Source organism: Halorientalis persicus (genome assembly GCF_900110215.1).
Classification (GTDB): Archaea; Halobacteriota; Halobacteria; order Halobacteriales; family Haloarculaceae; genus Halorientalis; species Halorientalis persica.
This window is the reverse complement of sequence record NZ_FOCX01000018.1, coordinates 20169-43961: the sequence shown is the minus strand read 5'-3', so window position 1 is coordinate 43961 and position 23793 is coordinate 20169. Positions and strand designations below refer to the sequence as shown.

Annotated in this window: 28 protein-coding genes and 2 pseudogenes; 13 read left to right on the top strand and 17 right to left on the bottom strand. The window is 55.1% G+C overall.

What is annotated here, in order from left to right:
• Positions 1 to 37: 37 nt before the first annotated feature.
• Together BMX17_RS17025 and BMX17_RS17020 are read left to right on the top strand one after the other, a co-directional pair.
• Positions 38 to 898: a hypothetical protein gene (locus BMX17_RS17025; protein ID WP_092662299.1), complete on the top strand. Its 861-nt coding sequence runs from the start codon at positions 38 to 40 to the stop codon at positions 896 to 898.
• Between the two features lie 158 nt (positions 899 to 1056).
• Positions 1057 to 1692: a hypothetical protein gene (locus BMX17_RS17020; RefSeq protein WP_139203567.1), complete on the top strand. Its 636-nt coding sequence runs from the start codon at positions 1057 to 1059 to the stop codon at positions 1690 to 1692.
• A 227-nt stretch (positions 1693 to 1919) separates the two neighbouring features.
• On the opposite strand, the pseudogene BMX17_RS17015 reads toward BMX17_RS17020, so the two are convergent.
• The 3 genes and pseudogenes from BMX17_RS17015 to BMX17_RS17005 form a co-directional block, all read right to left on the bottom strand.
• Positions 1920 to 3164 (bottom strand): annotated as a pseudogene (locus BMX17_RS17015) (tyrosine-type recombinase/integrase).
• A 9-nt stretch (positions 3165 to 3173) separates the two neighbouring features.
• Positions 3174 to 3779: a hypothetical protein gene (locus BMX17_RS17010; protein WP_092662295.1), complete on the bottom strand. Its 606-nt coding sequence runs from the start codon at positions 3777 to 3779 to the stop codon at positions 3174 to 3176.
• A complete protein-coding gene (locus BMX17_RS17005; protein ID WP_092662293.1) occupies positions 3780 to 4091 on the bottom strand; it encodes a DUF8065 family protein in 312 nt (103 codons plus the stop codon).
• Positions 4092 to 4431: 340 nt separating this feature from the next.
• Between BMX17_RS17005 and BMX17_RS27545 the strand changes: the two genes are divergently transcribed.
• The 4 genes from BMX17_RS27545 to BMX17_RS16985 all read left to right on the top strand — a co-directional run bounded on the left by BMX17_RS27545 (position 4432) and on the right by BMX17_RS16985 (position 5839).
• Positions 4432 to 4686, top strand: coding sequence for a UPF0058 family protein (locus BMX17_RS27545; RefSeq protein ID WP_092662291.1), 255 nt, complete (start codon positions 4432 to 4434; stop codon positions 4684 to 4686).
• A 1-nt stretch (position 4687) separates the two neighbouring features.
• Complete coding sequence (locus BMX17_RS16995) at positions 4688 to 4867, top strand: hypothetical protein (RefSeq protein WP_092662289.1); 180 nt, start codon at positions 4688 to 4690, stop codon at positions 4865 to 4867.
• A gap of 194 nt (positions 4868 to 5061) precedes the next feature.
• Positions 5062 to 5325 (top strand): HalOD1 output domain-containing protein, encoded by a 264-nt coding sequence (locus tag BMX17_RS16990; protein ID WP_211611379.1) that lies wholly within the window; start codon positions 5062 to 5064, stop codon positions 5323 to 5325.
• A gap of 244 nt (positions 5326 to 5569) precedes the next feature.
• A complete protein-coding gene (locus BMX17_RS16985) occupies positions 5570 to 5839 on the top strand; it encodes a PadR family transcriptional regulator (protein WP_092662285.1) in 270 nt (89 codons plus the stop codon).
• 227 nt (positions 5840 to 6066) lie between these two features.
• Here the strand turns inward: BMX17_RS16985 and BMX17_RS16980 are convergent, their stop codons facing one another.
• The gene (locus BMX17_RS16980; protein WP_092662283.1) at positions 6067 to 7068 is read right to left on the bottom strand and encodes a DUF7983 family protein; all 1002 of its coding nucleotides are present in this window, start codon (positions 7066 to 7068) and stop codon (positions 6067 to 6069) included.
• A 214-nt stretch (positions 7069 to 7282) separates the two neighbouring features.
• On the opposite strand from BMX17_RS16980, the gene BMX17_RS16975 reads away from it, so the two are divergent.
• Together BMX17_RS16975 and BMX17_RS26740 are read left to right on the top strand one after the other, a co-directional pair.
• Positions 7283 to 7852, top strand: a complete 570-nt coding sequence (locus tag BMX17_RS16975) for a metallophosphoesterase (protein WP_092662281.1) — start codon at positions 7283 to 7285, stop codon at positions 7850 to 7852.
• A 406-nt stretch (positions 7853 to 8258) separates the two neighbouring features.
• A complete protein-coding gene (locus BMX17_RS26740) occupies positions 8259 to 8411 on the top strand; it encodes a DUF7837 family putative zinc-binding protein (protein WP_211611378.1) in 153 nt (50 codons plus the stop codon).
• 453 nt (positions 8412 to 8864) lie between these two features.
• Here the strand turns inward: BMX17_RS26740 and BMX17_RS16965 are convergent, their stop codons facing one another.
• Both BMX17_RS16965 and BMX17_RS16955 read right to left on the bottom strand, forming a co-directional pair.
• On the bottom strand, positions 8865 to 9140 hold the full coding sequence (locus BMX17_RS16965) for a hypothetical protein (protein ID WP_092662277.1): 276 nt from the start codon (positions 9138 to 9140) through the stop codon (positions 8865 to 8867).
• A 368-nt stretch (positions 9141 to 9508) separates the two neighbouring features.
• Positions 9509 to 9751 carry a winged helix-turn-helix domain-containing protein gene (locus tag BMX17_RS16955; RefSeq protein ID WP_092662273.1) on the bottom strand — a complete coding sequence of 81 codons (243 nt, stop codon included), beginning with the start codon at positions 9749 to 9751 and terminating at the stop codon, positions 9509 to 9511.
• 284 nt (positions 9752 to 10035) lie between these two features.
• Here BMX17_RS16955 and BMX17_RS16950 point away from each other — a divergent pair, with 284 nt between their 5' ends.
• A complete protein-coding gene (locus BMX17_RS16950; protein ID WP_092662271.1) occupies positions 10036 to 10875 on the top strand; it encodes a DUF8008 family protein in 840 nt (279 codons plus the stop codon).
• Between the two features lie 458 nt (positions 10876 to 11333).
• Here BMX17_RS16950 and BMX17_RS16945 read toward each other — a convergent pair whose 3' ends face one another.
• Positions 11334 to 11789 (bottom strand): hypothetical protein, encoded by a 456-nt coding sequence (locus tag BMX17_RS16945; RefSeq protein ID WP_139203566.1) that lies wholly within the window; start codon positions 11787 to 11789, stop codon positions 11334 to 11336.
• 57 nt (positions 11790 to 11846) lie between these two features.
• Here BMX17_RS16945 and BMX17_RS27010 point away from each other — a divergent pair.
• A pseudogene (locus tag BMX17_RS27010) lies at positions 11847 to 12004 on the top strand (IS1595 family transposase); the annotation flags it as partial.
• Positions 12005 to 12638: 634 nt separating this feature from the next.
• Here BMX17_RS27010 and BMX17_RS16935 read toward each other — a convergent pair.
• From BMX17_RS16935 to BMX17_RS16925, 3 genes are read right to left on the bottom strand one after another with little or no spacing between them, the layout of a single operon-like run.
• Positions 12639 to 13325: a TIR domain-containing protein gene (locus tag BMX17_RS16935; protein WP_092662265.1), complete on the bottom strand. Its 687-nt coding sequence runs from the start codon at positions 13323 to 13325 to the stop codon at positions 12639 to 12641.
• Positions 13318 to 13749, bottom strand: coding sequence for a hypothetical protein (locus BMX17_RS16930; protein ID WP_092662263.1), 432 nt, complete (start codon positions 13747 to 13749; stop codon positions 13318 to 13320). Before BMX17_RS16930 ends, BMX17_RS16935 begins: the two co-directional genes overlap by 8 nt.
• 4 nt (positions 13750 to 13753) lie before the next feature.
• Positions 13754 to 14245, bottom strand: a complete 492-nt coding sequence (locus tag BMX17_RS16925) for a TIR domain-containing protein (RefSeq protein WP_092662261.1) — start codon at positions 14243 to 14245, stop codon at positions 13754 to 13756.
• Between the two features lie 161 nt (positions 14246 to 14406).
• On the opposite strand from BMX17_RS16925, the gene BMX17_RS16920 reads away from it, so the two are divergent.
• Both BMX17_RS16920 and BMX17_RS16915 read left to right on the top strand, forming a co-directional pair.
• A complete protein-coding gene (locus BMX17_RS16920) occupies positions 14407 to 14589 on the top strand; it encodes a hypothetical protein (protein WP_092662259.1) in 183 nt (60 codons plus the stop codon).
• Between the two features lie 123 nt (positions 14590 to 14712).
• A complete protein-coding gene (locus BMX17_RS16915) occupies positions 14713 to 15912 on the top strand; it encodes a hypothetical protein (RefSeq protein WP_092662257.1) in 1200 nt (399 codons plus the stop codon).
• A gap of 9 nt (positions 15913 to 15921) precedes the next feature.
• Here BMX17_RS16915 and BMX17_RS16910 read toward each other — a convergent pair whose 3' ends face one another.
• Together BMX17_RS16910 and BMX17_RS16905 are read right to left on the bottom strand one after the other, a co-directional pair.
• Entirely contained in the window at positions 15922 to 16725 is an 804-nt protein-coding gene (locus tag BMX17_RS16910; protein WP_092662255.1) for a hypothetical protein, read from the bottom strand.
• Positions 16726 to 16788: 63 nt separating this feature from the next.
• On the bottom strand, positions 16789 to 17313 hold the full coding sequence (locus tag BMX17_RS16905; RefSeq protein WP_139203565.1) for a hypothetical protein: 525 nt from the start codon (positions 17311 to 17313) through the stop codon (positions 16789 to 16791).
• A gap of 320 nt (positions 17314 to 17633) precedes the next feature.
• Between BMX17_RS16905 and BMX17_RS16900 the strand changes: the two genes are divergently transcribed.
• A complete protein-coding gene (locus tag BMX17_RS16900) occupies positions 17634 to 18320 on the top strand; it encodes an SOS response-associated peptidase (protein ID WP_092662251.1) in 687 nt (228 codons plus the stop codon).
• Between the two features lie 18 nt (positions 18321 to 18338).
• Here BMX17_RS16900 and BMX17_RS27340 read toward each other — a convergent pair whose 3' ends face one another.
• The 5 genes from BMX17_RS27340 to BMX17_RS16885 form a co-directional block, all read right to left on the bottom strand.
• A complete protein-coding gene (locus BMX17_RS27340) occupies positions 18339 to 18473 on the bottom strand; it encodes a hypothetical protein (protein ID WP_280141407.1) in 135 nt (44 codons plus the stop codon).
• Between the two features lie 33 nt (positions 18474 to 18506).
• The gene (locus BMX17_RS16895) at positions 18507 to 19907 is read right to left on the bottom strand and encodes a hypothetical protein (RefSeq protein WP_092662249.1); all 1401 of its coding nucleotides are present in this window, start codon (positions 19905 to 19907) and stop codon (positions 18507 to 18509) included.
• A 22-nt stretch (positions 19908 to 19929) separates the two neighbouring features.
• Positions 19930 to 20052 (bottom strand): hypothetical protein, encoded by a 123-nt coding sequence (locus tag BMX17_RS27335; protein ID WP_008528531.1) that lies wholly within the window; start codon positions 20050 to 20052, stop codon positions 19930 to 19932.
• A gap of 153 nt (positions 20053 to 20205) precedes the next feature.
• Entirely contained in the window at positions 20206 to 21453 is a 1248-nt protein-coding gene (locus tag BMX17_RS16890; RefSeq protein ID WP_139203564.1) for an SAVED domain-containing protein, read from the bottom strand.
• A complete protein-coding gene (locus BMX17_RS16885) occupies positions 21450 to 23786 on the bottom strand; it encodes a ThiF family adenylyltransferase (protein WP_211611377.1) in 2337 nt (778 codons plus the stop codon). The genes BMX17_RS16890 and BMX17_RS16885 overlap by 4 nt, the downstream gene beginning before the upstream one ends.
• Positions 23787 to 23793: the final 7 nt, after the last annotated feature.

The window sequence follows — 23793 nt, the reverse complement described above, 5'->3', positions numbered from 1 at the left end:
CAATAGACATTTATCACAACCGTATAGAGATACGTATATGACGAGGCCTCAGTTCACCCTCGCTTACCGCCTCCTCCACGAGGAACACAAGTACGACGGCAGCTCTCTTCCTCGGAAGGCGGTTCACAAGCTCCTGTATCTCCTAAATGCAGAGGCCCAGGAACAGGGGCTTGAGGTTGACATCCCCTACTTCTGGTTCCAGTACGGGGTGGTTACACCTGCCGAGGCGGACATCGGCGTCGATCCATTGAATGCCGGCGGAAAGGCCAGCGGCGATACCGGGAGTGAATTTGAGGCCGAACTCCGCCCCATCGTGAGGCGCGTTCTGAATCGCTACTATTCGACGTCTCTGGAGGAAGTGACCGACGAGACCTACAGCGATGCACCATACGACGTTCAGCGGACGTGGCGCACTCTCGACAAGAAGTTGCAGACGCTCCACGACAACTATCCCGATTTCTACGAGGTAGAGCCGAGTCGGAACTCGATAGAGGAGTCCATCTTTGATGTCTTCGATGTCTTCCCGACTGCCCGGTTCCCCGAACTGGAATCCGATCTGACGAAGTGGTACTCGATGATCACTCGGGAACTCAACCGCCCGGAGATGGACGCAGGTGGGATGATGGAAGTAAACGTCCAGTTTTGGCGAATCTTCTCTCTGCAGTTAGCAGAGGAGCATCGCCACAAGATGTCGAAATCCGAGGTGAAGGATGTTCTTGACATCGAGTCCTTCGAGGGCGCTCGTGAGTCCTGCCGTCGGACTCTGCGGAGCATCGAGTCTGACGCCCTCGCCGCTAAGTTCGATGATGACGGCCAGTACGATACCCCGGAGACCCGAGCGGCTGACGCGCTGGTGGAAGGTACTGTGAAAGAGTATTATCTGACGCGTTCTAATTGATGCCGCGATACTTCATTGACACTAATTGCCTTATCGGGCTGACGTTCTTCCACGATAGATGGCATAGAGACGTCACACCGCTGTTTGAGAACAATCGGTTATACGCGAGCGAGGCCGTCCTGTACGAGTACTGCAACCGAGAAGACGGTGACCCTCCGATGCCTGACGATCCGTCGGAGTTCGACATATCTGTCGATGCCGTAGAGGGGAGATACAGACAGATTCGTAATGACGTTGAGAAGAAACTACCCCGATTCCACCGGAAGGTGAGCCGTCTCGCGATGGATGGGCTCACAATTGACGGGGTGGTTGATGCCGTCATCGACCACTTCGAGATACGCAAGCAGGCCGAACCGCAGGTGGCGGAGTTCATTGAGGACTACTTCGAGGAACGGGCCCTTGTAGAGCGGCAGGTCAAGGCCGCTGTACGGGACTTGGTAGATCGGATTCTCTATACGAGCGAGGAGAACAAGGGATCCCTCCTCAGCCAGATGCGGATAGAGAAGTCCCAATATCACGAGATGCAGAAGACCCGCGAGGACATCGAGTACGCCACCGACGGCTGGATCCAAGAGGAGGACTTCTGCATTCTGCTGGATGCGGTCTATCTGGCGAAATCGGGTGAAGTCGACAAGCTGGTCACCGGCGACGGTGGCTATCTCCATGCCGAAAATGTGATGGCCGATAGATACGATCTCTCGCTCATCTGGGCTGAGAGCGAGTTCTACAGCGACGACCTCGTTTACAGCGAGAAGGAATCCGAGGACGCCCTCAAGAGCCACAAGCAACAGTAAATGACATTAATTCCGACAATGTTGAACTGATTCACTTGGAGCGTCCAGCCGGGAGTTCTTGACAAACCTATTCAACCTTTACTGTCTGTTGATATGGGTTTGCTCGTTCGACTTGGTTGTAGTCGGGGACGGCAAAGTGAGTCACGTTCTGGTCGTGATTATCGCGCGAGTCCAATTGGTCTAACCCAGTGGCACCACTGGCGAGCACAGATTGACTCTCCGCCAGTTCAAACGGAATCCATCTCGTTGATCGCTTCCGTCGCTATATCACCCAGTTCGTCGGCCTCAATGTGAGAGTAGCGTTCACGAACCATCTTCTCCGAGTTATCGAGATACCGGGCTGCGACCGTATACCCGAACCCTCGGACGAGGACTTCTCCCATTCCCCGTCGACCGCCATGCGGAGCGAGGTACTCGTGTTTCGGGTGGTCGATCTCGATCTCCGCCTCATCTGATAGCCGCTGGAGAATCGAGCGGGCTCCGTCTGTCGTCAACGAGGGCGGGCGAATACCTTCATCGAGAGCCAGTAAGAGGTCACGGGCGTACTCGTCACGGTACTCGTTGATTGCATCCGGGTCTCCTACTCGATCCGCCAGTTCGTCCTGCACGAGCCTCGCGAGGGTCCGCTGGCCGAACGTGGGGAATACTGGCCACCGTTCGGTTGGTGGTTCCAGCAGCCGTCGATAGCTCCGCAGTGGGGAAATTACCGGCTCTGGGAGACTCGCAACGTCTCACTGCTGTTTCTTCCGGTAGACGTCCATACCCTCGTCAGCAAACGATACCTCGCTCCACCGAACACCACGTCGGCGCGTATCGTTCGGATCCCGGAGCAGTTCCCCGACACGGACAGCGGTGTACGCGAGAACGTAAACGAGTGCACGGTCACGAGTCGCCTTCAGCGCCTCGTAGCGTGCTCGCTGCGTGTCGAGGCGGCCAGCATCCTCCGGAAGTGTTGTGTACGTCTCGAGTGCATCTTGTGCTCGTTCGTCAACGTGGCGGGTGAGGCCGTGGCGCTGCTCAGACGTCCAGACCTGCTGATCCCCTGGCTTTCGGCCGTCATCGTCGGGGAGCGGTGCCATCGCGCTCGACCGTTGTGCTAAATGCGCGTCAAGATACCCCTCGTTGACGCACCACCCACACCAGGCTGAAATGTAGTTGTAATACGTCTGGATAGTGTTCTCCTTGAGCCCGCGGTCACTGGTGAGGTGTCGGGCGTACCGCCGGAACACGCACTCGGCGAGGTCCTCAAACGTAGGGTCGCGGTCGACGGCGTCAGTGACGATGCCACTCCAGTCATCACCGCCACGGTTCCCGACAGTCCACTCGGCGAATCGTTCGAGTTCGCGAGCTGCGTTGCGTCGGTAGTTTCCGCTGTTCCCTCGACGGCCTTTCCCCTTGTCCCGGAGATACCGCTCGAACGAATCCACCAGCGGTGTCGAGCGATCGCGTCTCGCTGCGGTGTTCCGATCCATTCGAGTTCGTCAGGGAAGGAGATCATCGTCCAGAATGTCACTGCAATCGATCGGAATTCCCTCCCACGCAGCTTTCACGGCGTTGTATCCGGTCCAGCCCTCACGTTCCAACAGTTCACCGCAGGCTTCACAGAACTCACCACGAGATATGAGGTCGTTATCGTAGAGGATGTAGAACAGAAACGGCGGTGCCAGGACACGAATGTCTTCGTCTTGGTCGTCAACAGCGCGGCGAATCGAGCGTCGGCCTGCCGCGTCCATCAAAATAACGTAGTCGATAGCGTCCGGATTCTGTGCCACTTCCTGTCGGAGCGATTCCTCGCCGGCGTCCGCTCCGTGAGGCCGGGGCACGCTGGTCACCTGGGTGAGCGGGATGTCCTTATCCGCAAGCGCATCAAGCGCTGCCCGGCTCCCGTGATGGAGCCGGTAGGGGCGACTTCCCTCCGGTGCAGTCTCGCGCGTTTCCTCGACGTGCCGCTCGAGTTCCTGTTTGCAGACGTTGGTCGTTGTGAGGCCGACGTTCTCAGTGATATGGGTCCACAGCGAACTGGTCGCAACGGCAATCAGGGTATCCGTGTCAACGAGGATCGGATACCGTGTGTCGTCACCAGCCATCTAGACGAGATAGTCGCTGGTATCGTCCTCGGCGGCCTCGCGGAAGGCGTCGATATCTTCTTCGAGGCGGTCGAACTCCTCACCAAGGAGGACTCGAGCAGCATCCTCCGAGAGTTCGCCCGCCGAATAGCGCTCGTAAATCGCGATCTTGTCGTCGTCAGTCATCGCTCGACGAAGCATCTGGGTGAGTCCCTCACGTGCGAGTTCGCTAATATTGATCCCGCCCAAATGGACAGCATCCAACTCGGTTGCCGCCTCTTTGATCGGGCCAGCACGGAATTTGATCGTGTCGTCGAGCGATTCCTGACTCATAGCTAGGGATAGGCAGCCTGGTCTGATAAGTTGTTCCCCTTTGTGTGAACATATGGGAACAGGTGCAAACCGAGTGATCGAATTGAGTAATACACTCATAAGAAAATAGACACAGTCACAGCTTGTCATGCGAAATACACAGCGCGAGTCTTGCACGTCGCACACCGAGAATCGGGGTCGTCTGATTCGGTCAGTGCAGACGTTCTATTGACTCCACAAAGTTGGTTCACTCAGTATTTCGTGAATACGTAGCGTATGAGCGTTCTAAAATAGAGATGCCTGAGAATACGACACCCAATTGGAAAATTAGCTTTTGTACGCTGGTGTGTTGTCTTGTATAATGAAACACCAGGAGTTCATCCACCTCCACGGGTTGCTGTTCAAAGTGGGGGAGCATCTCACACGAGACGAATCGATACCTGATGGTGTCTTTGTTCACTACAAAACACAACCGACTCGTCCGAAGGACATCCACCGAAGCAAAGACGCACACGCAACCGCAGTCAAACTCTTATCGAGTCGCTGCTGCCAAGTAATTGACAAACACCATCAGCAGACGCATAGTAGCACTACTGAGTTGTCTCCCCCATTCTAGTATGGCACCCACGGATGAATATGATGCTGAACGAAACAATCTTGATGTGGTACAGTTCGGGGAATACGACGAGGACAACATCTACGTTTTTTATCCAAAAGACGCGGCCGACGAGGACCTCAAAACCATGTGGATACGATCTCCGGAGAGTGACACCATCCAGTTAGCAGATCAGAAATGAGTGACAATCGGGTGTATCCGACGCTAACGTCGATTTGTTATCTCTGCTTGCAATATACGAAGGTTGTCAGAACACAGCGCGCGTCTCTTGCAGGTAATCGACTCCATGTTGTGGGGTAGATGTAAGAGACCGCGTATCGGTCGAATCAATGACTGAAGCCACTGTTTATTCCTTTGGACACCGTTTAAATAATGATGGATGAAAATTATCGCTACGAACCTGAAGAAGGCGAATCACTTAGCATGGCTGTTGTGAGAGCGGTGGCATTGGCACATCACGAGGGAGTCCTTGAGCAAGATTGGATCATAAGCAATGACATCAACCCTGATGGCCTTGATAGACTGTTTCAAGAGGGAAATCAGAATATGATACTCCGATTCGAAGCAGATACAACAACGGTCACTATCGATGCCGACGAACAGGGATCACCGATCATCGAGATCGAGTCACACCGCTAACTGTGCACACGCAGTGAGCAGCCGATTCATTCGAGAGAGCGTGGAATGAAGGTGAGCGCCGTGCTGACTTCATACTCTCTATCTCTCATCAGCTCACCTGCCAATACACAGTCATATGCCGCTGTTTCGCTGTGGTCGGTGGGAGTCGATCGAGATTATCGCGCGACTCGGGACCTTTCCAGCGTCTCCTCAACCCTTCTAACCCCCAACATTGATGTCATATTCTCTATATGCGTGGAATGAAATGTACGATCTAACGGGATTCCAGCGTGACCTCCTGTACGTTGTTGCTGGGCAAGACGAACCGCATGGCCTGGCGATCAAAGACGAACTTGAGGACGACTACGAGAAAGAGATCCATCATGGCCGGCTGTACCCGAATCTCGATACTCTCGTCGAAAAAGGTCTCCTCGAGAAGGGCGAACAGGATCGCCGGACCAACTACTACATCGTGACCACCCGTGGCCAACGGGAACTCGAGGCTCGTCGCGACTGGGAAGACCAGTACCTCTGACCCAAGGGACAGTCGAAATGAGAGGGTGTCTCAACCGGGGCTTCCAACCGATGCGCGGTTGATTCGCCCGGTCCACCGTAGCCGATGAGTACGAACCGCTACTATACTTTCTCTGACACGTATCTGTCAGACAGGAAAGGGAACTAACCTATCAGTAGCGTTTGCAGCAGGGCGACTCAGAACCTGCCAGCAATGCCGAGTGAACGAGACAGCGCATATCGAGCGTGTTACCCACGCTGTGTTTCGGTATGGTAAGCAGTCCCGGAGGAGAATGACGTGAGCTCTTCGATCCGGTTCTCGAGTTCTTCGATTTCGGCTTGTAGTTGCTGAACCTCCTCGTTGTCTTCGTCGCTGGCGGCGAGGCGGTCTTTCAGCCCCTGAAGGCGGGTTTCCTTGGTCTCCTCGTCAACGTCGGCTTTGCGGACGTATTCGGTAGTCTCGATCTCGTAGAGGTCCGACTCCGAGAGGTCGGTCACCTCCAGGGCGTCGTCGACCTTGTCGCGGTCGACGCTGGTGACCTGATCGCGATCGATCCCGGCGGCTTCGAGTGCGTTCAGCACCGTCTCCTCGTCTTTGAGCGTTCGCTGCCGCCGACTCGTCCGCTGGACGGAGCCAAACTGCCCGCTGACCGGCCGGTCGTGGTGCAATCGCGACAACAATACGTCGGCGATCTCTTTCCGGAGGTCGTCGGCGCTGCGCTGGACGTCCGAGAGACTCGTATAGAGGTTGACCAGCGCGTCCGTCTCCACGTCGGTCAGGTCGGCCATTTCGTGACGTTCAAGCGTGTCCGTCAACAGGAGTGCGTCACTGTAGACCTGGAGGTCCGGTTCCTGACGTGGTTCCTCGTCACCGTCACTGTCGGCAGTCCCGTCTTCGAGAACCTGCGTGCCGAGTGCATCTTCGGACTCGCGGATGAGGCCAGCATCTTCGTCGATCTCGAAGCGGGGATGCAACGAGAACACCGCCGCGTACGGGTCGGCGTCTGGCGGCAATCGGTCCAGCTCGAACTCGTTCGTCGGTTCGTCCTGAATCCGGCGGAACAGTGTCTTGAACTGCTCGCGCTGGAGTGGACGGGTCTCGTCTTTCTGGACGTAGTCGATGATGATCCGGTGTTCCTGCACGTCCGAGAGGCGGAACTCGGTGTGGGTAAGGGGCGTCACGAGTGTCGCCTTGTCGGCTAATTCGTCGGCGTGGTCAAGCAGCGTGTGCCAACTGACGCTGAACGGCATATGTTCATGTTCACCTGCTCGCAGGAAAGCCATACTGTTCGTGCAACACGAGCCACCTCGACAGCGGTTCGGTTCCTCACTCGTGTGAGTCTAGCAGGCCGGAAGGCCTGCAATTCTCGACGGTGGAAGCTCTGTGGTGAGTCAGGAAAGCCGTAATGTTACTGTCTCTCACACCACAGGTGCGCTTTTCCCCGATTCGACGAAACGACGGGACATGTCCCGATTTGTTGTCTCTGACCACCATTTTGGGCACGCAAACATCATCGAGTACTGCGATCGCCCGTTCAACTCTCCAGGGGAGATGGACACGGTGATGCTGAATCGGCACTTCGAGGTCGTCTCGACGGATGATGTCGTCATTCATCTCGGGGACGTCGCGATGGATATGCAAGACGGCCGCGAGACCGTTGAGCGAATGGATGCGCTGGGCGGTGACCTGCTCGTGCAGGGGAACCACGACGTCGGGCTGTCAGACGGTCAGGCGCCGTTCCCGGTCGTCGACTCGTGTGTCCTCAGCCACAATGGATACACGTTCTACTGCACCCATCGCCCCGAGCACGGTCCCGACAACTGGGACGGGTGGGTCCTGCACGGCCACCACCACAACAACGACCTCCAGCAGTATCCCCTGATCAACTCCGAGAGAAAACGGGTCAACGTGGGAGTTGACCTGTTGAACTTCAGGCCCATCTCGCTGACCACTATCACGTCGATTCTCGACGCGTGTCCGCCGGACTCTCATCTCACCGATATCGACGCCGTTACAGACGAACTCGACGTCTGAGCGGCGATTTTGGGACAAGAAATGTACTACACCCGCCTACTCGTGAATCTGAGTCCTCCACAATAGCAGCCCACGCGTCACCGTTGGCCACTCACTCCGGGATTTCGTAGCGGCAGAATTGGTCTCTGCCACAGTCCGGACACGCGTCGGTCCCCGGAGACACGGTCGTGCCACAGTTGCGGCACTCGACGACGACGTCTGATCCCCCACCGGGCAACAGGCCCGTGATGACTGTTCGGACTCCCATCCGTATGTTCAGTTCCGGTGACAGCCAATTAATCCTGGCGGAGCTTTCACCCACCAGAACCACGGGACTCACTGCATCGTTCGTGGCGAAAATTTACCTTTGAGGGTGAAAAACAGACACCCGGAAGAACTCTGTCACACGCTCCTTCCACCCTCTGGCATGAACACCGACACCCCCTCACTCGGACACTGCCCGGAGTGTGGCGAGTCCATCCCCGAAGCGTGGGTTCTCGTCGAATACACCAAAGATGACGGAACCGATGGTATCTGGGCCGAGTGTCCTGGGTGTGAAACTGTCGTTGCACCCGAGTGATGGCATTGCGTTGGCTGTGATGGCAATTTGATCGTCAGAGATGTTCGTCGCAGGTAGCGTCGCAGGTAGCGCTTATCCGATTGCCAGAATCGGCGTTTCTGAAACGCCTGAATTCGGGCGCACGCCCTAAAGGCAGTTGTAGTCGGGGACAACGCAGAGACAGTCTGTGATAGTGATTATCGCGCTAAGCCGGGATAGATTAGGGAGTGTCCGTAATCAATCAAATATTCATAGGTCTCCCCGCCGTTGAGTTCTACCTCTGACAGTCGTGCACTTGAATCCGCTCAGCCATCCCAAGTCGCCCACAAGTTGGACACTCTACCAACTCATCTAACTGCTCGTCGTCGAACTCTTCCAACGCCGCCCGCAGATGGGCAATCACATCGGGATGCACAGCACGAGTGTACGCCTGGACCAACTGATGCTGGAGAGCCTCTGTATCAACACAGTCGGTCATACTCTACTCACCCGAGCAGCTAGTGCGTCGCCGAAGGTTTCGAAGAGACGTCGATCGGCCCACCCGCGTTTCTGAGCGACGAAGGCCATCCACTCGTCGATACTCGCCTCCGAGAGGTCAGCGACATGTTCGCGGTGGCCATCCGGCGCGACTGCGACGACGGAGTCAGTAACTGTGTTGTACACATGATCGGTGCCAGTCTTGTCCGTCCCACAGAAGAGCCACTGTGGCCGGACGGAAGCGTTTTCAGCAGTGCGTGTGTTCGTTGCCATGGGTTCTTGAATCAGTCTGGAACCCCAGCTCGCCTGTCCTTAGCAGGCGGGCAGCTTTCTACAGAATATTGCCCAATAGAGCCGGTGTTCCTACCAGATAGGTAAGGCGCTACCACCATAAATATTTTGTTTGGTAACAACCTTAGGATCAGATAGGCCATCCATATGTCCCTCACAGAAACTCAGGAAGAGCTTGTAGAGTTGTTTCGAGACTCATGTGAGCCAGTTCTGACTGCGACGGAGGTAGCAGAATCATTCCATATCACACAACAAGCAGCGTATGATCGGCTGAAGCGACTCAAGGAATCAGGGACCCTCTGTAAAAAGGAGGTTGGGTCTCGAGCGGTTGTGTGGTGGTTGAAAGAAGATCAGTCCAGTTCAGCTAACTGTTGACGACCACGGTCCGTGATCCACCAGACACGTGCTCGGGATCCAGCTTTCTTACTTCTCACGTATTGCTGATCTTCGAGCGACTCTAACCGTGAGTGAGCGCCTTGCTGGCTCATATCGATACGTTCGGCTAACTCAACTGCAGTCAGGACGGGATCTGGCGAGATCGCCATCTCGCGAAGAATCTCGACATCTGAAACGGATGGTTTCCGTCCTGCCATACATAACACCATCACGACCAGCCTCAAAACATCGACTGTTTGGCAATTCTTGTGTGGATACTACCAGTTGTTACCAAACAAATTTATGATGCCGGTGTATCACAGCCAAGTATGACTCTACACGACGGCCGCGGGTCGGCTAGAAACCGGCCCATGTGCTGCTGACACAGGGCCGTATGTGGAGTCGGGAGTGCCGACATGTTCGATACATTCACGGGGGCTATTCAATCCCCCGCACGCCCAGTCGCATCGCTCGCTACCACATCCGCTGGAGGGCAGCCACGATGACGGCCCTCGAAACACTCGAATCCCGCATTGCCGACCTCGAGGCTACCGTCGAGGCCCAACAAGATCAGATCGATCAACTCCAGACGGACCTCGAAAAGGAACGCCAAGCCTGCAAGGATGCCGAAGCACGCGTCGACGACCTCGAAACCACCGTCGAGGAACAGACAGCCCTCCTCGACGCACTCCGAAAACGCACGGACACGACCCAGTCCCAGCTAGCCGAACTCCAGGCCCGCGAACTCGAAAAGGGCGCTCACCTGCAATACGACCACGTCACCCCGACACAACTCGACGTACCCGACGATCGCCTCGAACGCTTCACCGGTGAGGACGGCACCCAGTGGGTTCGATTGCCCGACCACGAGGATCCACTCGATCGGGGTCCGGACACATTACCGGCAGCTGATCTCCTCCCAATCCAGCAACTCGCACGCATTGACGAGGACGCGCTGGCGACGGCCACCAACACCAGAGCGGACTATATCGCGGCCCGCATCTGGACGGCCCGAACCACCCACAGCCCGGGCAGTCTCTGGACCCAAGGCTGTAAGGACGTCGCCGAGTACGTCGATGCCAGCGACATCCGTGTGTTCATCAAATCCAACTGCGAACGGGACGACGAGTCACTCAGTCGCGACTACGCCAAGAAGTTAGCCGGGCGGGCGATGGAGCGACTGCGCGAACTCGCCAAATCCCGAGTGTATATCGAACGCCGCACTCACCGCAAGGACGGGCTCGAGTACACAGAACGCCGGCTCGTCCTCCCCAGTGATGCCGAGATTCCCGGTGGCGTCGTGACCGACGACCCACCGGAGACAGACGCTGTCACCGGGTAGGGCTGTCCCCGGGGGATGAATGCGCCCCAACTGACACACGAATTCCCACGATCGGCAATAAATCACACCCCACGCGCGGTTGTTAGCTTGGGTCCGTTACTGTGTGGTATACCTCTCGAACGGCTGTCGACGACACAAGCCGGCACCATGTTATAGGACAGACACTGGAGACAATTTCTGTCGCCGGACGATCGGGGCTGAATCACTAGATCCCATCAAATGGAGAAAGTGTCGCGTGCTGCTTTCAGAGATAGCATTTGCTGAATACAGGGCGCATAATCAGCACGTTAAACACCGAGAATCAGAAACGTTTGATTTGGTCAGTACAGGGGATATAGTCAGGAATATAGAGAAATTGTGGGTGTGAGCATCGGAGTTATAATAATCCACGACGTTCGCCGAACGGCAACGGAACCGTCGTTGAGGCTTGGCTCCTCGTCGACTGCTGATTCTAGGGTTTATCCTTTAAATATCTGCGTCTCAACGTCGAACTCCTCATCTCGGTTGACGACCACTTCGTATTCGTCACTTGCCGCAACGAGCGTTGGATCAGCGTCCATACTGTCTGCTACCCAGACATAATTGCCTTTTTCTTCTTCATCTGCTGGGATATTCTCGAAAACACTCCAAACTTGGGCACCTTGTGACGGGGGTTCGAAAGGTGGGTCCAACTGTTCTTCTTGGTCCCCGAGAGGAAGCAGGTCACTCATTTTATTCTCGATCCAGATTGTGAACACTGCGTGTGGCCCTTCGCTGTAAGTCTCAGAACTTCCGGGAGCGTAGGCGTCATTGATTATTTCAACGTTATATCTCACTAATAGATCTGGCTCGTCTGTCTCCGTTTGATCTTCATTGTTGTTTCCGGTGTCGGAACCTAGGCATCCAGTCAACGACGGGACCGCTAGTACCCCCATCAAGTACTTCCTGCGATTCATGATATGAATCCATCAAATTGAAATACTATTATATCTGCCGATACGTTGCTCAGCATCACTCAGGCCGCACTTTGCTCGGGTGGGTCTACAAAACCGTTCACACGGCTATTCGGGAGGTGGAAGCCGCGATCCATCGCGGCTTCCCCGTCGTTTGGAGCCTTCTCGACCAGATCATCGATGGAACGACGCAAGTCGCCGGGTTTCTGTACAGTTCGACCGTTTCCGAGACTGTTTCCAGAATGGTCTAGTTGAATCCCTCTTCCGGTGATGTGTACCAGTGTCGTGCTGGATATAACGCGCAGAATTTGTATAGAGGCCCTATTATCTCATCGACCGATTCCGGGTAAATCAGAATATGTGATGCCTATTCTCACGTATCGAGAGAAGCAGTTAGCTGCTGTTGCATATCAAGACCTGTGTGGAACCGACCAACGATCTCTACTTGATGCTCTGGACAGGCAAGGATCGCAACTGCTCCGTCTTGTACCGGAACCACCGGTTGATCTGGATTATGGGGTGCGAGGTGGCAACTAGGACAGTTGATACCGCCGGCTGGCCGATGATCTATCAGTTCAGCTGTGTTCTCGGTAGTGAATCCACAGACAGCGGTGAACTGCTCAAGGTGGTCATTACATCCAACAAGGGGGAGTGTGAGCTGATCCACGAGAAGGAAGGACAATGTGTGACCTCTGTTAGAGTAGAGAGCAGACTCGCACGCATCACACTGGATAGGCGGATGACTATGGAAGTCGTCCGTCTGTTGCTGGGAGGAATCTGCTGGAGGCATACTGAGTATGTAGCTTGGAGTTTAGTTGCCACACGGGTAAGTTATGGGAACATATTGTCGTCTCCAGTAGCCTGCTGGAACTGGGAGAGGTCGATATTCTCCAGGATATCTATGTCGGTATATTTCTCGATGAAGATTACGATCAAGATACCGAGTACGATTACTGCGCCAACATCGAAATTCAATCCTTCAGCAATCGATTCTCTGCGTCTAACCGATCTCCGCTGAACACCAGATAATTGCTCAGAGGCCTGAGCTGCTTCCTCCACCCAGTTACCGATATTCTCCCTGCCGTTGTCCCTCTTCCAGTGATAGGTCGGAAAAATGCTGGAGAGAGTTTTCACATCACCGTCCTCCTCGACGACGAACTTCTTCAACGGGTTGCTCCCACTGAAATCAGTACTGCCCTCCTTGTCCTTCAGGGAGTGGACTTTGATGCCAACGATGCCGTTCCCTCGCTTGATGCTCTTCTTTATCTCATAGCGAACCCAGTCCCGGTCTGCTGTCTCGTTCCCGATCAGGACTGCAGTGACAGAAGTGCCGTGCATCTGCTCATCGATCCAATCCTTGATAGTATCTTCACCCTCACGCTTTACCTCCTCCCACTCTGCCGCATCGATGAACCCTGCAGCCTCCCGGTTTTCCTTGGCAACCCAGCTGTTACGGACCTGATTCACCCTCCAGACGTCCCGGCCGTAGTGGAAGCTGAAGAAAACTCGTCTAACCAAAGATCGTCCCTCCGTTGATGAAGGTCAGGATGGCCGAGTACAATATAAGTAAGATGCCGACCGTGCCGTAGAACCACAGCAAAGAGTTATTCAACATCAGCCTGGCCGTGCCGTCGACGTCACCGTCAACCCTAGATGGATCCATATCGAAGAGGTGGTCTTCGTTGTCCGGCCTGTTCTGTCTCACCCAGTTGTAGAGTTCTCGGAACCTACGCTCCTGCTTCAGGTAGTATGCATCCAAGAACCAGAACCCAATTAGAGGGATGAATGCCGCGAACAGCTGAAAGTTGTTAGTCCGGAATAGCAGAGCGACCACAACCAAGGTCACTGTCCATCCCTTGATTTTGAACGAGTTAGAGGCCTGCCTGTCGATAACATTCTGAATCTGTTCGAGCTCTTGATGGAAGCTCTCGTCCGAAACCATTTCTCTATCGACCTGCTATTTGAGCGGCTTCTTCGACCCAGTCTCCCAAGTTATCGTAGCCGCTATCCCGCTTCCAACGGTACGTGCTGAAGATATCATCGAAGAACTTCTTTTGCCCGTTCTCCTCGATGTAGATCTTGCTGAGCGGATTCTTTCCACGCGAGTCCGTGTATCCGCTCTCATCCTCTAAGTTGTGGATTCGGATGCCAACAATGCCGTTACCGTCTCTCCAGCTCTTCTTGATCTCGTATTCAACCCAGTCACGGTCGTAGGTCTCCTTGCCGATGAGAACTGCTGTGACCGAGGTACCCTTCATCTGGTCGTTGATCCAGCGTTTGATCGCGTCGTCACCTTGTCGTTTCAGACTCTCCCAGTCAGCTGCATCGATGTATCCGGCTGATTCTCGGTCGTCCTGAGTCAGCCAGCTGTTCCTGACCTGGTTGGCTCGCCAGTGATCGCGGTCGAAGTGGAAGCTGAAAAATACTCTCCTGACCATAATTTTCCTCTTAACAGTTATCAGGTGTCTACCATCAAATAACTGCTGTTTATGTAGGATTAGAGGCTTATCAGAACCTCTTTTCTCTGGAGGGGATTCGACTCCATCGGTACTGGCTAAAGACCTACTTATTAGGTCTTTAACCCACAAACAGCTGGGTAATGGCGAGGATCATCGAACCCTTGATCCAGGAAACCCTCTGGAGCGAACTGGAGTCCCGAGGATTTTCTGTCTACGGTGAGGTCTCACTGCCGGACTCAGGTCGGATCGATCTCTACGTCGTCACACCGAACGGACAGCGGTGGGGTATCGAAGTCAAGAACCATTGGAACATAGTGGCCTAGGGAGCACGCGACGAAGATCTCGGTACCGAGGCTCCGGATCCTGAGGATGAGATCAAACCTACAGAGATCCGAAGATTGACCGAGCAACTTGACCGATACGCTGAGTCCGGTTACTGCGACTCGATGTACGTTGTTACCCAAGGTCCGAAGCCGTTGATTCGGGCGATCGAGGACAGGGACAACTGGGACGAAAAGTGGAGCCTGTTCTTCGACAAATGGGGTGACAAGGAGCCACCAGAATACGTGGGTGCGATCCGGGCACCACCTTTAGCACCTGGCGACGTCGACGAGAGAAGGTTGCCACGGGACTTCGACAGGCCTCGCGGCATCGAAATCGTGCGCCAGCCTCGAGCGTTGACCGACGACCGGCCCTCCGGTGCTTCTCCTGAGCTACCTCCCTGCGTGGAAGCAGCGGAGCGAGGAGAAGGCGAGCCCAGGGAATTTGATATCGCACACGGTGTGTGGAAGCACTTGATTGAACAAAGCCACGGACCTGTTATCCGTGAGCCCGTGATTCCCAGCAAGGAGAGTAGGAAGCCGCAGCAACCGGATATTATGCATTTCTCTGGACACGCGAGTCCGTTCAGGATCTACCACGAACGCCAAGACAAGCGGTACGGGTTCGGAGGAATGGAAACCGAAGACGACGAAGACGGTGACGGTGAGAATCCTCGAGAACAGTTCAAGATCACTGCTGCCGAGGTGAAGCCAGATCTCTCCAACAAGGAGAACATCGCCGAGCAACTGAAGCGGTACCTCGACTCCGGAGGCCTGACAGAGCTCTATCTCTGTCTACCCCTGAAATACGCAGAGGACGGCCTTCATTTCTTGGAGACCCGACACGACACATTGGGTGATGTAGGCCTGCTCGTCTACGATGGGGAAGAAGATGAGGTGCAGTTGGCCCGCCGCCCCTCTGACCAGGATATAGAGTACCCTGGGTTGGAGCTCTCTCGGAACAATCACAGTGTCTGCCAGACCGGCTGGGGAATGGCATGGCTCGAAAAGAACCAGGGTCTGAAACCGGTGTGGGATCAGGAAAACCTGGAAGGCCGATACGACGGACCGGACCCCACAGAAAGAGATGTCTCCGACTTAGACTGGTGCGACGAGGCCTTACAGGCAGAGGAATACGACGATCCTGAGGAAGAGCTCACTTTCGTCGAGTGTACCTCCTGCGAGGCTGTTGCAGAATTAGACATGAGTGGCCGTCGCTGCCCCGAATGCAACCGACCCTTGATCCGAAGAATCACCCAGATGAACGTGAGAAAGGTCGGAACGGACAAATACGGGAACACAGTCTATACGAAGGTCACAGAGTAGAAGACGGTATCAATGAAGCGGGTTTCGCCGGATGAAGTCTTCAGAGTCGTTGATCAACCTGCGTACAGCAGGCTTTTTCGGCTCTTCTGCATGGGCACAGGTCTCCCGGATACTTGCTAACGCTTTTAGATCGTTCCACGTAGTCTTCTCAATCACATCTGCTTCGTGAAGGGTTTGTGCCAGGCGAGAAATCCCGTGGTTCGGCTCGTACTCCTCGACCTCTTCAGAGTTCTCGCAAAGAGTCAAGAGGTGGCGTTCCAGGGCTACTGCAGCGACTACACCACTGGACCTGACGAAATCCTCGTCAAACAGTTCCCTGGCCTGCTGGATCTCTTCCTTCTCCACTCGGCGGGAGATCTGCTGCCACGCTTCCAGCGTAGCTGATTCGATCCTGCCAGGCACCGAGTTCAGGATGTGTCTCTGCTCATCGAACAGATCCACGAACCCGTTGAACGCATTCTCCCAGCCTCGTCCCGCACTCGGCTTGTCCAAGTCGAAGTACTCCTTGATCTCTGAACGAGCTTCCTCAAACTCGTCTAACCGACCGGGAAGATACTCCGCTACCAAATTCTCCGACCTGGTATACCAGGACTCATACTGCCTCTTCAGATCGCGTTGAGTATCCCTTAGAGCGCCCTCAGGGTCTACCCAGAAAGTCTTCTGACTCTTCTTATTTGACATAATACTAGCTCTAACCCGCTTCTTCTCCGTATCGAGCGAAGAGAAAAACTGCCGGGCCTGCTCCCCGATCTCCTCGGCGTCCTCTTCCAAATCATCGATATAGTCCTGTACTTCCACCCTTGACTGACTCATTACCGGAGTCGTCGTGTGCCGCCCAATTAAATGGCCAGTAACCAGGCCTTCAGGATCAAGGATTTAGGGCCGTGAATCCTCGTCTTCCACTATCTCAAACCCGCCGTCGAGAAGTCCGCCTACCGAGTCGATGTGGTCGTCTCCTGCAAAGAACACGATCCCAGAGTACTGGTCTCCGTACTTCCTCAGGTCTTCGGCCATCTTCTGGTCTCGCATTCCCATGTGTACCCCGTGAGTCCACAGCGCCATGGTCGGGACGAACAGGATGGACAGAAAGCTCAGTGAGGGGTGTAGAATCCAGCCGAAGAAAAGCAGTAGTACGGCGGTGCAGGAGGCCGCTGTCAAGTACAGCGGTTGCTGGTCGAAGCGCTGAAGCCAGGACAGATCCGTGTACTCCACTTCGAGCTCAAGCTCCTCCGCCACTTCCTCCGCTACAGAGGTTTGACTCTCTTCCGTAACCCTGTCCGACGCCGATCTCTTCCTCTTCTGCCACCACACCGTAAGCAGTTGAATCAGGATTATACTCGGGTTCTTCAGGACCACCCACTGAGAGGGTTCCTCTCCACCAGTCTTCTCAGCGTGCTCCATAACCAAGGCCTCAGCACTTTCCGGGATTACAGAGTGCAGCCGTTGCTTCACTTCGCCACGCGAGTCCCGACGGTTGTCCCCGAACAGGTAGATGGAAGAATTCTGGGAAGCACTCACTCTGGATCTTTAATCCTCAGAGAAATTGCTTCAGCCTTCTGATGCGTACTGAAAAACAAGCCATATAGGACTCGGCTAGTGTCGATAGCGGTAACCAATATCCTGTCCTGATGAGCCCGAGTCGTGTTGGTTAAGACGAGAGCCGCCGTTGACGATGCTCCTTTGCGACTACGTTGAAGACATTCCTCCACGAACACGCGCATATGTGTGGACGCAATTCTCTCTTCGTCGAACAAGGAGACCTCGAGGCGCGCTTCGACGCCGAGCTTGTCACGGACGGGGGCTATACACCGCGATACAACATTGCGCCCGCCGACGACTTACACATCATCACGAACGAGGCTTCCAACGAGATCGACCGCTACCACTGGGGTTTGATCCCCTTTTGGGCAGATGAGTCTGTGGAGGGAATCATCAACGCCCGCTCCGAGACTGCCGACGAGAAACGCGTCTTCGAACAAGCGTGGGAATCCCGCCCCTGTCTCGTCCTCTCGTCGGGGTTCTACGAGTGGAAATCACCGAACAGCGAGATGAAACAGCCGTATCGAATTCACCGCGAGGATGATCCGGCCATCGCGATGGCTGGACTCTGGGACGTCTGGGAGGGTGACGACGAGACGATCTCGTGCGTGACGATTCTCACGACGGAGCCAAACGACTTGATGAACTCCATCCACGACCGGATGCCGGTCGTCCTCCCGCAGGACGCGGAATCTGACTGGCTCGCCGCAGATTCGGACACCCCCAAGGAACTGTGCCAGCCGTACCCGAAGGACGATCTGGACGCCTACGAGATTTCGACGCGAGTCAACAACCCCGGCAACGACGATCCCCAGGTCATCGAGCCGCTGGACCACGAGCAATCGGGCCTCGGCGAGTTCAGTTCCTGATAGCTGACGGGGTCACAGTCACTGCATCGGCGACGCAGCTGCCGAATCGACGAGCGAGTACTCTCGATCCCGGATGCCTTCTGCCGTGAGGCGGTCTTCGAGATGCTTACGCTCGGTCTTATCTAAGTGTGCCTTCCGCTGAGAGAGCAGCACGTACTATGCGACGATGACCCGTCTGTTATCGAGCTAGCACCCATCCTGATCATCTGATGCTGTGTCCGATGGCCATGTTGGGCCCTCTGGGCGGGGGATCTCCTCAACCAGATCCTTCTCGAACTGCGAAGCTCTCCAGGCTATCACGTTCTCCTTCCGCTGGACGTACTTTTCGTCGGTATCTAGCCAGCGGCCAATCTCCTCGTAACTGTGACCAGCACAGAGCAGCACCATCACTGCGAAATCGAAGCGATCGAGATTGCTCTCGTTCGCATCGGCATCAATCCGGTCGAGGAACGCCTGTGAGGCATCACTAACGAACTCCATCAGTATCTCATACAGCTCCTCGTCATCAAATCCATCAAACGTGAATCCCTCCGTGATGTTGTTCCTAGGGTCACTCTCTTCCGTATCCCAGCGAATCTCTTCGAGGGCCGCTCTTTCACAGTCGTGAAGTCTCGACAGGCGCTCTGGATTCTCCTGTTCCCAGGTTGTGATTGTGTCGGCTACTGCCTCAGATTGAGCGTGTTCGATATAGGGCTCACACCCCCGCTTCGCGATGACTGACTCGATGTTCTTTCCCGAGATCGTCAGTAGGACGGACGCACATCGATCAGTCTGTTCGAGGATCTGTGCGACTTCACGACGCGATTCGAGTTCGTCAAGGCCTGCACGCTTCTGCGCGTCGTGGACGAGGTTGTTTCTGCGTTCTTTGACCTCGACAAGCGATCCATGGTCACCTCCGGTCAGTATCTGGATATCACAAAGTTTCTTTAATCGCTTCGCGTGCCCCATACTCCGAACGTGCTCTGTGATGCTGTCGAGACGAGCTTCCTCGCGAAAGAGCTCGTTGAGGACCGTTTCTGTCGTCAACTCTTCGATGAGTGCCGAGGCGAGGAGGAGATACGAAAAGAATGACCGCTCAACGTCGCCGTCTATCTCGTCGGTGGACCGGAGTTTTTCAGCGATTTCAGTACGCTGTTCGAGATAATACTCGAGGACGTTGTCTGAGTGCCCGACGAGAGAGTTTTGGCGTTCTACGTAGGCAACTTGGAGGAGTAATTCCTTCTCGAAAGGGGTGCTCTCACTCAGCTTCTGGCACTTCTGGAGCGAAGTTGTGGGGAGATGGCGAGTCAAATAATCGATGTCGTCGTAGACGAGCGGCGTATTCGTCGGGCAATTGTCTACGATTGACTGAAAGTCGTCGTTGTCAGCGAGCTCGCTGAGTGCAGCACGTATTTCGTCGACGCTAAGTTCCCGGACATCTTCTGACGGGTCTGATTCTTCACCGACCGGCACGACCCGGTACGACGCATCTCCAACGATGACGACCGGCCCTTCCAGATCGAGAACCTGATATTCCCCGATTGGGCTCAGAGAGACTGTCTCTGCGTCTATTGCGAACGATACGTCGAGATCAGTGTCGTCGCCCACGCATCAAAAACAGCAAAGAGCTCTATTCGACTTGGGCTTCGTACTCGTCCCAAAGCGTGTCGATGTCCGTGCCGGTCTCCTCAGAGATATGGCGCAGCAACTGCGCCCTGTTCTCGAACCGACGGAGCTGGCCCTTTGCGCTCATAATAGGACATAATCGCTCCTGCAGTAATAAATCACGGGGGTGCATTCTCTTGGTCAACAAAACACGACCTACCAGTTCTTTAATCATCTCGTAGACGACGCGCTGGTGCGAAATGATCGAGTCGATGCTCTTCTGGCAATGGGCACTGATTTGCTATTGATCTTCTGAGGCGGTGTCTGAGCCGTCTGAAAGTGACTGATTCTGTAATCGACCAGCAGGATAGTACCGACCCTCGTCTTTGCTGTAGAGGTAAGTCTGGATCGGTCTGAGAGTGTTTGAGTTTCGCCCGAAGAGAAAGGCGAGCCCTGTAGGGCCGGCCATGAAGAGATGAATAGTCGATGTTTTGGGCAGTTTTTTGATTGCGTCTCGTACCTTGGTACGGAAAACATCTGCAGCATGGGCTGCCTGTGCCGGGGACAATTCCACACCAGGTCCATCTTCTGGTGTCAATCTGAGGATACCGTTGAAATCCGGAAGGTCGTTATGCATTTGGTCGATCTCCGGTTGCACATCGGCTGCGATGTTGACGAGCACCGCAAGCTCGGTTCCGTGATTCGGTTGTCGCTGGAGATCTCCTTCTAACCCGCTTTCCTCTTGGTCGATATCGAGTGTCCATTCTGTCATCCCGGCAGGGCCGGTGGGTTGCATCCACGTTGCTTGGATACGACGTGTGGTTGGAAGACAGTAACCGGCCGCGAACGCAGCGGGAAGATGCGTTCGGCCACGGAATCGAAGGGGGCGGCCCGATGCGTTTTGAATGAGACTGTCCGTTACCGTAGTTAACGCCGGGAGTAGACGCTGGTTCCATACTTCTTGGGATGGCGGACCATGTTCGAAAGATCTTGACCAGTCGATAGCAATCGCTGGATCGATGTCGTGAGCGGGCGATTCGTAGGTATCAAGTGAACATTCGAGGGGCTCACCGTCCGGCAAATACCCATTTATCCGCTCGATCCGCTCTGATAAGACGGCCTGGACGATCTCTGTAGCTTTGTCAGACGTGGTCTCCTCTAGGGGGAGCATTTTCCAGGCGGAAAAGCCGTGGAGGATCGGTGCCTCGTTGAGTATCGATTTGGCTTCTCCAACGCTGATATCGGGACATGGCACAACGACCACGAAAAACTCGTCATCCCCGTCCCAGCGCTTGTTGAATCCCGGCAACTCGTCGTTGAGAATGATGTCGGAGTCGGCTACGCCCTCACTGACGAGCGCAATACCACTGGCCGTTTCCGGGTTCTCCAACTGGTCGATGATTTCGTCTCTGAGTGGCTCCGGCTTCAAATCGAAGATATCCCGCCAAATCGGCACCCCGTGTCGCTCGAGTTCCGTTTGCAGGAAGTTGGCGACGTCCGTCTGTTCGTGCTTATAGCTGAGAAATACACGGCCAGTTGGATCAGTCATATATCGTCACCGACGTTGAGAGTTGTCGCTGCATCTGGGTTGTCAATCCGTTCTAACTGCTCGTATTCCTTACTATCGTGGAATAGATAGGCGTTGATCGTGAATTGACCTTCTTCGTCCTGTCCAACGATGAAGAGGAGCGGATGGGGACAGTCGTAGCCGTCGTCGTTGGCGATGTCATTCATCGCAGTCCGATCGTCCCGACTGAGATCGGGTGAAGCGCCGGGGTGGTAGTGCCATTCACCGAGATAGTCGATGCCGATGCTCTCCTTGGCGTCTTTGAGCCACTCCTCGACTTTGTCGGTTCCGCGGAGGAATCGAGTTGGTTCTTGAATGGAGTCCCGCGGTGGGTCTCGGGCATTAACCACCAGTGCTGGTCCATCGAGACGGTCGGTTCCAGCCAGAATACCACCCGTCTCACAGGGGTGTTCTTTCCGACAGCGCTCATACATCGCTTCAAGACACGTGGCCGGAATCTGTACGGTGATTGGCGATTCCGGTGCTCGCCATATTGTTCCGTCCTGGAAGGGAGGTGTGGCCTGTGAAATGGTCGGCAGCTCGTCGTCACTACCGGTCTCGAGTACGGTGAAGTGATTCTCGCGCAGGCTCAATGACGTCGCCTGATCGAGAAGTCGTGTCACTGTTCCTGCCCACGTCATCACCCGGTCCGTTCGGATAACTGATGCTGGGTGCCAGCAGCCGACTCGTTCGGGGATGGCATCCTCGTCTTCGTCCCATTCGATCTGTTCTTGCAACCGCCATGGATCGAACGCTTCGTTGTAATCGCGGTACGGAAAGGTATGTGAGTAAGCTGTGAAGCAGAACAACCGGTTCGCTCGCCGACCCATCGCAGCGGAGCAAAACACGACCGGGTGATTCCATCTAATCGCATCCAGAGCGCGACGAACTCCCTGTGATGCGGTACAGTCAATTACTACCTCCGCTTCTCTAATTGGCTCCGGCAACTCACCGCTCGGTGGAAAGGCGCTATCCACATCAAAGATCTGGGCGTACGGTGCAATGGATTCGAGCCGGTCCGCGATTGCTGTCGCCTTGTTTCGTCCCACCTCATCGATTGTTAGTGTGTGGCGAGCCACGTTGCCGATCTCATACGTGTCGTTGTCGACGATGGTAAGCTGCTGAAAGCCGGCTCGAACGAGATTCTCGGCAACCATACTGCCGAGCGCTCCCGCTCCGATGAGTACGATGTTGCGATCCAGGAACCACTCCGTCATATGTCCGCGTCTGGTGAGCTGCTCGTGCGACCAGTTGTCCGAGTCCAGCCACCGAATCTGTTCCTCTCCTGCTTCTCGCCGTTCGGCTATCTCTGGCCCCTTTCCAGTATCTCGAAATCCGCCGGAGAGGTCATTCGGATCTTTGAACTCCTCTATCTCGATTGGTTGCCAATAGATGATCTCAGGATCGCCGTCGACCGTTGCCGGGATAGGGAACCCGATTAGAAGAACTTTGACCGGTTCATCGTCCAACACAGGCTTGATATTTGCCCGTAGCTCGTACGGGTCGGTCTCGGTGCCATCGAAAAACCCTTCCAAATCTTGCCACGTTCCCGGGGCCTCCCACGGGGGTTCAATCGGCACCTCTTCTAACAGTGCCCACGCTCCGGAAACAGAGTCCTCAGGATTCGCATCGATGTATCCACCCCATTGTGGCTGATAGACGACTTCATCGTCGCTGTCTTTGAACGTTCCAGTCGCGTATGTCTCTTCAGCGGTCGGCAACGAGCAGAGGTTGACCGTACCCCACTGTCCATACGTCTCCCTCCAGTCTGAGAACGACTCCTGCGTCTCGTTGAATGCGATGGTCGGGGCCGAAGCCGAGTTCGTATCGAAGGCCGGGATTTCAAACGGTTCGTCTGGTTTCCGGAGTTCCCCTTTTGCAGCATTACTTAACCACCGTAATGCTCGGTCCATATGCCAGCAGAGTCGATCACGGCTTGTGCTGGGTTCGCCGGTGGCTCCCGTTTGACTGAGAGTGTGCCCATACCGAGCAACACAGATATCGCCTCTTCGCCATGGAGTATCGTTGCTCCCAGCCACGTTCAGCTTCTGGTGGGGGAATGTGGCGGTAATGGTGTTCTCTTCTTGATCCGCAGGGTAGATCCCAATTGAACCGGCGGGGTACGTATCCCGTAGATGGAGATACCAGTCCGTCTCGCGTGGCACGTCCGGATGGGGTTCTAAGTCGTCTGGTGAAAGCCTGATCTTGACGATCCACCGTCCGTTGCTATCGTGTCGATATGGCTCTTTGAGGACGGTGACTCCGTCCCGTTCGGCAATGGATGCAACGGCTTCTGTAATTTCGTGGGGAGGCATTTGTAAC